The 12,843-nt window shown below is 73.8% G+C and carries 7 protein-coding genes; all 7 read right to left on the bottom strand.

All coding sequences use genetic code 11. The annotated features are described in order from the left end of the window. Positions 1-58: 58 nt before the first annotated feature. The 7 genes from JK364_RS31985 to JK364_RS31955 all read right to left on the bottom strand — a co-directional run bounded on the left by JK364_RS31985 (position 59) and on the right by JK364_RS31955 (position 12,822). The gene (locus tag JK364_RS31985; RefSeq protein ID WP_201854833.1) at positions 59-931 is read right to left on the bottom strand and encodes a peptidoglycan-binding protein; all 873 of its coding nucleotides are present in this window, start codon (positions 929-931) and stop codon (positions 59-61) included. A gap of 79 nt (positions 932-1,010) precedes the next feature. Further along, on the bottom strand, positions 1,011-2,546 hold the full coding sequence (locus JK364_RS31980; RefSeq protein ID WP_201854832.1) for a DUF6519 domain-containing protein: 1,536 nt from the start codon (positions 2,544-2,546) through the stop codon (positions 1,011-1,013). A 122-nt stretch (positions 2,547-2,668) separates the two neighbouring features. Next, positions 2,669-4,858 carry a hypothetical protein gene (locus JK364_RS31975; protein ID WP_201854831.1) on the bottom strand — a complete coding sequence of 730 codons (2,190 nt, stop codon included), beginning with the start codon at positions 4,856-4,858 and terminating at the stop codon, positions 2,669-2,671. After that, positions 4,855-8,853 carry a putative baseplate assembly protein gene (locus JK364_RS31970; protein WP_201854830.1) on the bottom strand — a complete coding sequence of 1,333 codons (3,999 nt, stop codon included), beginning with the start codon at positions 8,851-8,853 and terminating at the stop codon, positions 4,855-4,857. The genes JK364_RS31975 and JK364_RS31970 overlap by 4 nt, the downstream gene beginning before the upstream one ends. Further along, on the bottom strand, positions 8,850-12,086 hold the full coding sequence (locus JK364_RS31965) for a putative baseplate assembly protein (RefSeq protein WP_201854829.1): 3,237 nt from the start codon (positions 12,084-12,086) through the stop codon (positions 8,850-8,852). The genes JK364_RS31970 and JK364_RS31965 overlap by 4 nt, the downstream gene beginning before the upstream one ends. Next, positions 12,083-12,481 carry a GPW/gp25 family protein gene (locus JK364_RS31960; protein ID WP_201854828.1) on the bottom strand — a complete coding sequence of 133 codons (399 nt, stop codon included), beginning with the start codon at positions 12,479-12,481 and terminating at the stop codon, positions 12,083-12,085. Before JK364_RS31960 ends, JK364_RS31965 begins: the two co-directional genes overlap by 4 nt. After that, positions 12,478-12,822, bottom strand: coding sequence for a hypothetical protein (locus tag JK364_RS31955; RefSeq protein ID WP_201854827.1), 345 nt, complete (start codon positions 12,820-12,822; stop codon positions 12,478-12,480). Before JK364_RS31955 ends, JK364_RS31960 begins: the two co-directional genes overlap by 4 nt. Positions 12,823-12,843 lie beyond the last annotated feature (21 nt).

Raw genomic sequence — 12,843 nt, 5'->3', positions numbered from 1 at the left:
GCTCCGTCCCCGGGACGGGGAAGCCGCCATGGCGGCTCAAGGGGAACTGGTGTGACGACTAGACGTTCGGCACGCGCAGCTTGTCCCAGCTGGTCTTGCCGGGGGTGCCGTCCGCGTCATCGCCGGAGTAGCCCAGCTTGCGCTGCCAGGCCGCGTAGGACTTGCGGTCCGTCTCGGTCCACTCCGGGCTCGGGCCCTCCTCGTAGCGTCCGCAGCCCTCGGCCACCAGCCGCTTGCCCATCGCCGTGATGATCTTGCTTTCGCGGCCGTTCCGGAAGAAGTCGGCGCCCGGGAACGGCTCGTAGGACGCCGGTGGCTTGGGGGCCGGGCCATCCGGCTTGGCGCCGAGCCGCTTGGCGACGCGGCTTCGCATGCTGTCCATCGTGAAGCCACGCGGGTCGACCTTGCCCGGCTGCCACTCCAGATGGCCGATCACCGAGCGCTGGGTCCAGCCGTGGGCGCGGCAGATGGCCGCGGACACCTTCTCGATCGCCAGCTTCTGCGCCTCCGGCCAGGGGTCCTCGCCGTCGCCGAGGTTGACGCACTCGAAGCCGTAGAAGTGGCGGTTGCCGTCGGTGTCGGCCTCGTTGTCGGGTGGCAGCGCGGATTCGTTGACGACGGCTCTGAGCACGTCGCTGTCGCCCAGGCCCGCGTGGTTGGCGCGGCCGTTGCCGACCAGGTGGACCGCGCCGGACTTGTCGATGACGCCGTGGCACAGCGGCCCCGGCAGCGAGGCGTGCCCCTCGTAGCACAGCTCCACCGAGGAGTCCGTGCCCTTGGTGACGGTGTGATGGATCATCACCCCGTTGACCGGCCCCCAGGGGCCCTTGCTGTTGCGGTTGTGAGTCCGCCATTCGCGGTACTCATGGACTTCCAGTCCCTCGTCGCGAAGCGCCTTGAGCAGACGGTCGGCGGTGAGCGGCGTGGCCATGGTGATGTGCTCCTTAGGGATGAGGCATGGTGATGTACGGATGCCACGGGCACGGAACTCAATCGGCTCCGGACCGGGCCTACGCTTCCGGTGCCGCGTCCTCCCTGGCCCTGGTCTCGGCCGCCGCTTCGGCCTCCGCCGCGAGCGCCGACGCGTCCGCGGCCGGGGCGGGCACGGCCAGCGGCCCGAACACCATCCGCAGATCCAGCTCCGCCTGCTCGGCGGTCACCCACGCCAGGGGCGCGTAGTGCGCCTGGATCCCGGCCGGGGCCCGGAGGAGCGGTTTGCGGGCCGCGTTCACCGGCCACTCCACGCCGCCCGTCGCGGTGCGGGCCGGGATCAGCCAGTGGTCCCCGGAGCGGTAGACGCCGTCGGGGGCGAAGTACACCTCGACTCCGTCCTCCAGGGGCAGCCAGCGGCCCTCCTCGACCTTGAGCGCGCCGCGCCTCAGCCGCGCCGCCGCGCCCTTGCGGGGGCGCCGGGTGGTCTCCCGGTGGTCCCAGCGGCGCAGGAACGGCCGCAGCTCGGGACGGCGGCCGACACCCGGCTCGGGCTCACCGGACAGCCGCACCCGCCGCCCCGGCAGGTCGACCTCCTCCACCCGCAGCAGCGGCAGCGGTTCGCCCCGGCTGGTGTACGCGGTGTCCACGAACTCCACCAGGTCCCCGACGCCCAGATCCAGCTTGTCGTCACTGCCCAGCGAGGCCAACTCGACCCAGGTGCCGTCGAGTTCATCGACCGGGAAGACCACCGAGCCGTTCTCCCGGGACCATTTGAAGGTGGCCTCCTTCGCCGAACCACCCTCGTGGACCTCCACTCGGTACAGCTGGTTCTCCGGCCCCCGGTAGCGGGCGTCCGGGCGGACCAGGCAGGGGTCCTGGTCCGCGTGTTCCGGCCGCTCGGCGCGCGCCGCCAGCCGGGACCCGGGCGCCGTGGCCTGCCGCGCCCACGCCTCGAACGCCTTGCCGACCTGCTCCTTGCTCGCCCCTCCCGGGTTCTCCAGCTCCAGGGCCGCGCTCTCCACCGGCAGCACCTGCCAGACCACCTTGACCCGCGCCGCCGTGTCCGGCATCGCCGAGCCGAGGGCCACCTCGCGCAGCGCCGGGTCCTCGGCGGCGGTCACCGACCGCTCCCACACCTTCAGGGCGACCAGGAACGGGCGCTGCTCCGGGAGCCGGTCGCCCGGCCGCTCCGGGTCCCGGTAGGCGTCCGGCTGGTCCCAGTAGGTCCAGGTGGCGGGCGGCTCGTCGGGCTCGGGCGGATCGGCCTCGTCCTCCTGGCCGGAGGCCCCGTCCGGCGTCTCGTCGTCGACTGCCACACCGGGCAGCGGCCGGGTCGCGTCGCACAGGATGCCGTCCACGTAGTAGCGGCCGCCCTCGATGATCAGGTCGTCCAGATCGCGGCTGCCGCCCTTGAACCGGATGTGGAATCCGGCGTCCCCGGACGGGCCGCCGTGCTGCCCGATCAGGTCGGCGGCGAGCGTACGGGCCTGGTGGAGCTGGATCGCGGTCTGCTCGTTGGCGTCGGCGTCGAGCTGTACGCGGCCCTGCTGGGCGACGACGGCGGAGTAGCGCCGGTCGGGCCGGAAGGTGAGTCGGGAGAGATCGGCGTGCATGGAAGGGGTCCCCCTCGGAAGGTTCGGAAGTCTGGCGGGCGCGGCTCGGACGGGCGGACGGGCTGGGGCACCGGTGTCGGCGTCGGTGTCGGTGTCGGTGTCGGTGTCGGTGTCACATCGGCTCACGTCACGGCGATGACTCCCGCGTCCGTGCCCGCCGGCGCGTACTCCGCGAGCCGCGCCCGCAGGCTGTCCTCGCGCTGCGGCTGGTACAGGTCGTGGAACGCGCCCATCTCGGCGCCGTCCTCGGCGCCCCGGCGGATCTCCTCCGCGCATCCGGCCGCCAACTGCCCGTACACCGGCGTGCCGTAGCGCTCGCCGCTGAACAGCGGCCGCACCCGCCACGCCTCCTCGGCCCCCACCAGATCCGGCTGGCAGCGGTGGCGGCGCGGGGTGCGCGAGCCCGGCGGCACATAGCTGAACCGCAGACATCCGACACCGCGCCGGGCCACGTGCATCCGCCCGGTGAAGAGGCTGTTCTCGCCGATCCGCACGGCGTGGGTGTGCACTTCGCCGATGACAGTGGTGCGGTGGGCGTGCAGTACGGCGTGGGCGTGGCGGCAGTCCGGTGCGGACAGCGCCGGGCGGTCGTGTCCGGTGGCGTCCAGGATGGAGTCCCGGATGTGGAGGGCGAGCGGATCGGTGTGCACCTCCTCGCCGATCACCTCGATGGTGCCGAGGACGCTGCGCTCGATCTGTACGCATGCGGTGGTGCGCTCCAGGACCAGGCTGGGCTCGTCGGGCGAGCGCGGCTCGCACTCCGGCTCCAGGGACCAGCCGGGGACGAGGGTGCAGTGGCGCAGCACCACGGCGCCGACCGGCCCGGTGACGTTGAGGCCGCGCCCCGCGATCAGCAGCCCGTCCAGCACGATGCGCGGCGCCTCGCCACCGGTGTTCCCGTGCTCCTCCCGCTGTTCCTCCCGCGCCCGGATGTTGAGCGCGTCGGGGCGGTTGCTGTACCAGTCCAGCAGCCGGATCACCGGCCGGGTGCCCTCGGCGGCGCGCAGTTCGAGCCGGTCGCCCGGGTCCAGGTCGAAGTCCAGCTGCTCCTGGTAGGCGCCGCTGTGGGTGATCTCGATGATGCCCTCGGGGCCGCATCGCCCGCCCCGCCGGTCGTGCTGCCACTGCCGGTACGCGTCCATGATCCGCTGGTACGCGCACCCCGGCCCGACCCGGTAGACCTCCGCGGCCGGGGAGGTCTCGCGGTCGTCCCGGTCGTACTCCCCGCCGCCCATGTCGTCGGGGTACGCGTAGTGATAGGTGACCCAGACGCCGTGGCGGGGCGCGGTGCGCGAGCCGAAGGCGATCCGGCCGAGCTCGGGGTCGATGACCACCTGGCCGCGTTTGGCACGGTAGCGCCAGTCGGTCAGATCGGCCACCACGATGTCCGACGGCGGCACGGGCTCGTCGTGGCCGTCCCGCCAGATGGTGAAGCTCTTGCCGGGTCCGTAATAGTCGAGAAGGTGGTCCGCGAGCCGACGGCGGCGGATGTACGCGGGCACGTTGTCGGCAGTTGCGATGTGCGCGGCGGACGGCTCGGGTTCGGGGCGGGTCACCAGCGGGGTGTCATTGCCGAGGATGGAGAAGGTGTAGAGGTTGCGGGCCCGGTCGATGCAGTACGCGGGCGCCCTGGTCACCTGGTACGGCTTCAGCCGCCACACGAACAGCCCGACCCCGGCCGGGGTGTGGCCGCCCTGTCCGCGGCGGGAGCCGGCGCGCCGTACGTCCACCGAGCGCGCCACCGTCCCGAACGGCCCGCCCGCCAGCTCCAGCGCGGCCCCGTCCCGCAGATCGGCGAGCCGGCCCCGGGAGAACCTGCGCAGGTCCGCCGCCGCGCCGCCCGTCCCGCCGTAGAGCTTCACCGGCTGCTGGTGCGCGGTGAGCCGGGAGAGCTCGACGGCGCGGGCCGGCCATCCGGCCACCGACGCGGAGAGCTCCTCCAGCAGCGCGAGCGTGCCCTTGCGCCGCCGGTAGGCCACGGTGGCGGCCACGTCCCGGCGTGGCGCCAGCGCCTCGGCCAGCCGCGCCAGGGAGGCGTCCGGCGGTCCGCCGTCGCGCAGCCCGGTGGCCAGCACCCGCTCGTAGCCGGGCAGTGGGCGGTAGCCCACCAGATCGCCGAGGTACGGCAGCACCCATGCGGTGGCGGTCTCCACGAACCAGTCGTCGTACTGGTGCTCGACCCCGTCGCGTACCCGATCGACCTGCTCGGCGAGCACGGCGAGCAGGGCGCGCAGGGGCTCGCCCGCCTCGGCGTCCCTGAGGCGATGCCACTGCGGAAGCAGTTCGGCGAGCCCGTCCGGCTCCCTGCTCATGAGGTGACCTCCGTGAGGATCAGCGTGTCCGGGACATCGGGTGAGAACATCGCGAGCCGCGCCGGGCGGATGCCGCGGAAGACGGACACCGAGCGGCCCCTGGCGAGGCGGCGGGTGTCGGTGATGTCGGGGTTGAGGCGCAGCAGTTCGGCGAGCGGGCTGCCGTGGCGTCCGGCGATGTCGGTGAGCGTCTCGCCGTCCGTGGCGGTGACCCGGTAGGTGTCCTCGGCGTACTCGGCGGGCCGGGCGGGGACCACGGCGCTGGGCTCGGTGAGCCGGGCGGCCAGACCGGCCAGTTCCCGCGGGGTGCTGGCGGCCGGGACGCCGGTGAAGGCGTCCACGTCCACGTAGTCCACACCGGGCACCGACTGGGCGGTGGCCAGGACCTCGGAGAGCGCGGCCGGTTGCCCCAACTCCCGCCCTGGATAGCCGAGTTCGCGCAGCAGGGTCTGACGCAACCGGGGTTCGACCAGCTCCCAGGAGTGGTCCGGCGCCACCTTCACCCGTGCCACCAGCACCAGCAGCACCAGCTCCCGCACATCCACCCGGACCGGCAGCCGGGTGTCCCCATAGGCGGCCAGCGAGGTGCGCAGGGCGCGCAGCACCTCCGCGTCGGCGCCGATCGGCGCGTCGTCCACCCCGGCCACGGTCACCTGGAGCACCCTGCGCCGCCCGTCGAAGAGTTCGCGGGCGGCGGCCCGGCCGATGCCCGCGCGGGACCGGGCGAAGTCCTCGTAGTCCTGGAGGGAGACCAGCCGGTCGAGCGCGGAGACCGCGAGCGGGATGGTGCGGCGCGTCAGGCCCGGACCGTCGCCGTCCGCACCGCCGGTGGCGGGCTGCGGATTGGTGACGGCGGTGACGCCGAGGGGCCGGGTCAGGGCCTGGGTGACGCGGTCCGCGGGCACGTTGGCGGCCTCGCCGGTGCCGAAGCGGTAGCGGGCCCGTACGTTCTCGTGGCCGCCCGGCAGCCGGGCGCCGTGCACCCCGTCGCCGAAGGTCACCGTGGTCCGCCCGTCGCCGGTGGTCCCGGTGACGTAGACGCGCTCGCGCGGTCCGCGTCCGGCGAGGCTGTCCACCCGGTGCCACAGCAGCCCGTCGACGCGGACCTCGAGGGCGGGGGTGGCGCCCAGGGGGTTGTCCGCGGGGAGCCAGGTCAGCGGCGACTGCCACAGCGTGAAGGTCTGGTTGGCCAGGGCCGGGTCGCCGCTGCCGATGGGCTCGTCACGGCTCTCGCCGTGCGTGGCGGGCACGACGTTGCCCTGGACGCGGACCGTCTCGCGGCGGTAGCGGTAGGCCAGATCGGCGGTGAGCGTGAGGGTGGTGTGCACATGGTCGCCGGGCAGGTCGGGGTCGACGCGCTGGTCCACGGCGGCGATCACCGCCAACTCCGTGCCCCGGACCCCGGTCGGGGCGCCCGGCCCGGCCGGACCCGGGATATCGGTGCGCTCACCGGAGACGATGATCCGGCGGCCCGGCCGCAGCCCGTCGTACAGCTCGGCGAGCTCGATCTCGTTGCCGTGCACATCCTCGCCCAGCGGCTCGTCCGCCGGGCGCAGCGGTTCACCGCCCGCGTGCACGGTGGTGTCGCGGATCGCGGAGAGCAGCACATCGTGTTCATCGAGCCACGGGTCGGCGAGGGTCAGCTGGGTGCCGCGGCCGGTGATGCCGTAGTTGGTGTACGCGGCGGTGCGCACGGCGACGACACGGGTGGTGACGAAGGCGAGCTTCTTGTCGCCCGGGATGCCGTCCGGCTCACCGGACCCCTTGCGGGGCCGCTCGATGGCCACCCAGCTGCCGACCGTGATGGAGTCCTGGACCGAATCCAGCGGCAGCACATAACGGTTGGCGGGCTCCGGCACGGTGGCGATGCCGATCTCGACGGCCGGGGGCTCGCTGCCGGGGGTGAAGCGCAGCGTCAGTTCATAGGCGCCGTAACCGATCTGTTTCGGGGGTTCGCCACGGCTGAGCATCCACTGCTTGGTCTCCCCGTTGTCCACGACCACATGCACCCGCCCGTCCTCGGCGGGCCGGGCCACGAACAGGGTGAGCGCGGGCAGTCCGGGCAGCAAGGTGGCGGTGACACCGGGCTCCTGCGAGTCGGTGGGACGGCCCCGCAGCCAGCCCAGGTCGTGGTCCTGGCCGACGCGAGTGGACAGCTGGACCTTCCCGGGGCCGAGCTCGAACTCGGCGGTCTGCGGCAGGTTCTCGCTGCGCTGCCACGACGTCCCCGTCTCGATGTGCTGGAACTCCGCCTTCACCGGCACCTTGCCCGCCGTGTCGTACACGATCCGTACGGCGGTCAGCTCACCGCCGGTCAGCGGCCAGTCGGTCTGCCTGATGACCCGGCCCCGGTCGTCCTGCACCGGCTTGAGCGGCGCCATCGCCCCGAAGGGCGCGGCCGTCACCCGCATCGCCAGCAGCTCGCGCAGGAGCGGGACGGTCCCCGGCGGGGCGGTGGCGGCCGGGGCGGCCCGGCGCCACGCCGCGTACATCCCGCTCGCCACCCTCGGGTCGAGGGCGAAGAGCAGCCCGGCGGCCAGGTCGGACCCCGGCCCGAAGAGCCGCCGCGGATCGTGCGCCGCCGTGGCGCCGGCGCCGGACGGGGGCCGTACGACGCGGGTGCGCAGGGCGGGCAGGACGGCGCCGAGCGCGCGCATGGCGGCGGAGCCGTGGGCGGGCCCGGTGGCGGAGCCTCGGGTCCCGGTGGCGGGATCGTGGGTTTCGGCGGCGGGATCGTAGCTTTCGGTGGCGCTGTCGGCCGCGGGCCGGTCCTCGGCGAGCTGGGACCGCAGCCGCACCTCGCCGGACCCGGCGGCGTCCAACTCCCCCGCCCGCTCGCGCAGTTCGCCGATCACCGCCTCCAGCCGCTCGAACCAGGCGGCGACCTCCTCGTACGGGGCGGCCAGCACCTGCGCCTCCGCCAGCCGGTCATGCGGTTCACCGAGCCGCCGGGCGAGCTGCCCGGGTGTGGTGATCCCGTCCAGGTCGCCCCGCAGCGACGCCAGGACCTGCGCGTCGAACTCCTCGATCAGCCGGCTGACGGGACGCGGATCGGGGTGGTCCGGCGTGGGCTCGGCGTCCCCCCGGTCGTCCGGGTCCTCATCCGCCTCCGGGTCGGTGATCCACCGGCGTACCTCGTCCACCAGTTCCTTGAGGGACGGCGGGGCGGACTGCGGCAGTCCGATCGCCGTCACGTCCTCGTCGCGGTCGACGGTCACGCGCGCGACCGACAGCAGCGGCCGACCGGCGCTCCCGGACTCCGGCGTGGCGTCGAAGACGAAGAGCAGCTTGTCGCCGACGGTCAGCCCGAGGGAGGTCCCGGAGACCAGCAGCTCCGAGCGGCGCCGCAGGTCGCCGGGGCCGATCAGGGCGGGCCGGCGGCGGCGCACCGCCAGTTCGTTCCACGCCCAGCGGGCCGTCAGGTCCTCGCTCGTCTCGAAGGTCTGCGACTCCTCGTCGGAGGCCGCCGGGACGCTGTGGCTGATGGCCCCGCGCGGAATCGTCACCAGGACGTCCTCGGCGCGCGGATCCCGGTCCAGGGTGTACGCGAGATGGGTGTCGGCGGCCACGCCCGGCCGTGGCACATGTCCGACCAGCCGCCCCAGGAGGGCGAGCGAGCGGGGGTCGTGGGCGGTGCGCAGATAGCCCTCGTCGGCGATCCGCTCGGAGTGGAAGGTCAGCAGGTCGCTCAAGACCGCCCAGGCGTCCAGCAGCCCGAGGGCCGGGTCGTCCGGGGTGCGCACGGTCAGGCCGCGCAGCGCGGGGTAGGCGGGCGAGGCGAGCCGGTCGAGCATGGCGGCCAGGAACGAGCCGTAGTCGCCGACGCGATAGTCCAGGGCGGTGCGGCCGGGCGGGTTGTGCGGGGTGCCGGGGGCGGCCCGGCGCTCGTCGTGGCCGCCGCAACCACAGCCGCGGCCACCGGAGTTGGCGTGGCCGGGGTGGCCGGGGTGGCCGGGATGGTCGGAGTGGTCGGAGTGGTCGAGGTGGTCGCTCATCGGGCCCCCTTCAGCTCGATGACCAGACGGCCGTTCTCGGGCCGGTCGGGGTCGTTGTCGCATTGGGCGATCTCCAGGGGGCCGATGCGCAGGATGCCCTCCTCCAGCGCCTCGCCGTGTGACGTCTCGTACGAGGTGCCGTCATCGGGTTCCTTCGGCCCCTCCAACCCCTCGTGCCACAGCCTTCGCAGCCGGGTGACCTCGACGCTCAGCACCCCCGGCACCGCCGCCGCGACGGCCACCAGCCGGCTGAGCCGCACCGGTTCGCCGAAGGCCAGCGCGTCGGGGTGGAAGAAGCCGAGCCGCCCGCCGGAGAACCGGCGGCTGCCCAGCGCCCGGTACAGCTCGGCGAGGATCTGCCCGTGCTGGTGTCCGGGTGCGGCGCACACCTCGACCGCGATGTCCAGCGGCACGGCGCGGGCCGGGCCGACCACCAGGTCGTGTCCGATCCGGCGGTAGCCCTCCAGGGCGTGCGCGACCGCGTCCAGGAGAGCGGGGGGCGGTGCCCCGGTCCCGTACGCGTCGATGGCGATATGCGCCTCCCGCACACTGCCGGTCCAGCGGATCTCCGCCGCCGCGCGCCGCACACCGGGCAGTTCGGAGGCGAGCGCCGCGTAGTCCTCGGCGGTGACGGCCCGGTGCCGGGTGCGCTTCAGATCGAGCGGGGCCAGCTGGCGGACCTGCTCAACCGGCTCGGGCTCGGTGCCACCGGCGGCGGGCAGCGGATTGCGCACCCCGGCCACGGGCAGGGGCCGCCCGGTGGCGGCTTTTCCTCGGGATTCCGGATCCCGGCACAGCACCAGGTGGTTGATGGCCTCGGGGCCGACGTTGCCCGCCGTGCCGCCACCGGTCCGGTAGTGGACCGCGAGGCGCGCCCCGGGTTTCGGCGTGGCGCCGTACCGGCCGTCGCCGAAGCGCAGCGCGATCCGGCCGTCGTCCTCCAGCTCACCGACGAAGTGGCGGTCCCGGGGGCGGGAGGTGAGCAGATCGCGGCGCGGTGTCCAGCTCTCGTCGCCGTCCTCGATCGTTACGGCGGGGAGCGCGGCCCGTGGGTCCTGGACGAGGGCGGCGGCCGGACCGTGCAGCACCGGATCCTCCGGGCGCAGCCCGGCGGCGTACGCCCGGCCCCAACTGTGCGCGATCTCCCAGGCGATGCGCCCGTCCAGGACGGTGCCCGCCCGTGCCCTGGCGGTCAGCGCGGCCAGGCGTCCCAGCTTGGCGTCGAGCAGCCGGTCGCAGCGGTGCAGCAGCTCGCGCAGCGCGCGGACGGGGTGGCGGGCGAGTTCGAGGCGCTCCAGGACGCGCAGCCCGAACAGGACGGCCAGCTCGGCGATCTCCTCGTCCGAGAGCCCGTCCCGGTCGCGGGCGCTGCGCCACAGCTCCGTCAGCCGCTGCCGCACCCGCCCCGGTATGGCGGCCAGGTGCCCGGCCTGCCCAGCGGCGATATGGCGCGGATCGGGGAAGGGCACGGCCTGGGTGACGGGCGCCTGGTGCAGTACGGGCCGGAAGCGCGGCACGATCCCCGGGTAGACGGACTGGGCGAGCAGTGCCCGCAGGGCCTCGGCCTGGGCGTACGCGGTGCCCGGCACGACCTTCTCGCGCCGCTGCCCGGCCGACTCCAGGCCGATCCCGGCGCGGCCGGTGGCCTCCGGGCCGACGGTGGTGAACAGCTCCCGTACGTCCCCGGGGGTCAGTTGCCGCCCGTGGCGGGCCCGGTCCAGCAGGGAGTCGATGAGCCGTGCGGGGGCGTTCCCGGCGTCCTTGTCGAAGCAGCCGAAGGCGGGTGGGTCGCAGGACCCGGCGACGGCGGGGACGGGCGGGACGGTGAGGGTCTCCGGTGTGCCGCAGCAGAAGGTCAGCGAGCGGCCGTGGTCGACCAGCACCACATTGCCGCGCGCCACGCTGACGTCCTCGATGGGCGCGCAGTCCGTGCCGCCCCGGGTGGCCAGGCACAACGGGAAGGCCAGCGCGTCCTCCCGCGCCCAGGTGACCTCCAGCACCGGCTGCTCGGCGAGCCGGTCGACGGCGGGGGTGACGGAGGTGAGGCGCACGGCCTGCCGGTGCGACGGGTCGGCGTCGCCGGGCGTCCCGGAGCGCGGCCCCCGCACCTCCTCGAAGAGCAGCAGATCGCCGGGGCGCAGATCGAGCGCGCGGGCCTGGCATTCCTCGTCGGCCCACGCGTCGCGCAACGTCGCGGAGGTGGCGCCCACGGGTAGCGAGCACACCTCACCGCCCCAGGTCCACAGCCGGATGCGGTGGTGCTCCGGCCGCAGGTGGAGGGGCTGGTCGGTGACGACGGGCTCGAACACCTCCACCGATCCGCGCTCATCGAGCACGGCCAGCTCCCGGTCGTCCAGCACGGCCCCGATGTCCGGCCGGTCCAGCGGGCCGAGCGTACGGATGTCCACGGCGGCGAAGCGGTACTCCCCCGGGTCCAGCGTCAGCGGCTCGGCCGTCTCCACGGTGACGAAGGCACGGGCGTTGCAGCCGTCGTGCATCGGATAGTCGATGAGCCGCACGTGGCGGCGTACGGACACCCGGCGGCGGGCGGTGTCGAGATACGCCTCGGTGGCCACCGCGTCCTGCTGGTAGCTGATCTGGTCGGCGGTGTAGGCGAGCAGCTCGACCAGGGTGATGCCGAGGTCGGCGGCGTTGCGCTCGACCCAGTCCGGGGTGGTGAGGCGGAGCCGGTCCAGGACGACCTGGCGGAGGGTGTCGTAGTCGCGGGCGGTGTAGTCGATGACGGGGGCGGGGGTGGGGGCGTGCATGTGAGCCGGGAGGAAGGTGGCGGGGAGGAAGGTGGCGGGGAGGTCTCGCTCTTCCTGATCCTTGCAGTCGAAGGGGGTGGGGCAGTCGGGCCGGAAGGTGAACTCGGCGGAGAAGTACCGCTGGTCGAAGCCGGGGAAGGGCTCGGTGCCGGGCCGCCCGTAGGGATCGGTGTCCACGAGGGAGAGCCGGTAGGCCGAGGTGTCCCCGGCCCGGTCCACGGTGACGTACAGCTTGTCGTCGAGCTCGGGGTCCTCCTCGCGCTCGACGGAGATCTCCATGACCTCGATGCCGGTGATCCGGCGGCCGCCGTCGACGCGTACGTTCTCCGGGCACAGGCCGTGCGGGGCCTTGCCGAGGAAGGTGACGGTGAGAGTGATGCCATCGTCGCCGACCTCGACGGCGTCCACCCCGTTGAGGTGGGCGGCCCTGATGCGATCGCGCCGTGACGCGGTGGACGCGCTCATGTGGCGCCCCTCCCCTCGAACACCTCATCGCGCAGGCCGGCGGTGGCGCGCACCACATACCGCAGATGGACGCGTACGACGTTCTCCTCGCTGACCACGTCCAGGGACTCGACCTCGATCAGCTCGCCGAGCCAGCGCTGCAGCGACGCCTGGACGGACAGCTCGACGGCGGAGGCCAGTTCGGGGCTGTTGGGCGTGAAGACGAGGTCGAGCAGCCCGCAGCCGAAGTCGGGCCGCATCACGCGTTCGCCGGGGCTGGTGAAGAGCAACTGCTCGATGAGATCGCGTATGTGGTCGTCGTGGTCGGCGTGCGCGGTGCGCCCGCGCCGGTCGATCCGGAACGGGAAGGCGATATCGGTCCGTACGGTGTGTGTCCTGCCGGTCCGTGTCCTCATCCGCACATGACTCCTTGCCGCGCGGCGGAGACGACGGGTGGCCCCTGCGGCACGAGCCCCGCGCTGAAGCACTGTGCCGAGGAGGTGTCGAGCAGGACGGGCACGCCGTCGATCAGCACCGTGTCGCGGTCCGGAGTCCACCGGACGGTGGTGCACGGCAGTGGGACGCGGTCGACGGTGTGCGGGCAGCCGACGACCGTGAAGGCGTCGTCGGCGCTCGGCACGGGCTGCCCGTCGAGCCGCACACCGGACGACGGAACGGATGTCGCCCGTACGCGTCCGCCGTGCGGGCAACTGATCACGGCGGTATGGCTGACGAGGTTCCCGGAATTCCCGGACACGTCGCTTGTCCCTCCCCGTTT

Source organism: Streptomyces endocoffeicus (assembly GCF_016741935.1).
GTDB lineage: Bacteria > Actinomycetota > Actinomycetes > Streptomycetales > Streptomycetaceae > Streptomyces > Streptomyces endocoffeicus.
The sequence above is the reverse complement of the archived record's forward strand: the minus strand, read 5'-3'. Positions and strand labels throughout refer to the sequence as shown.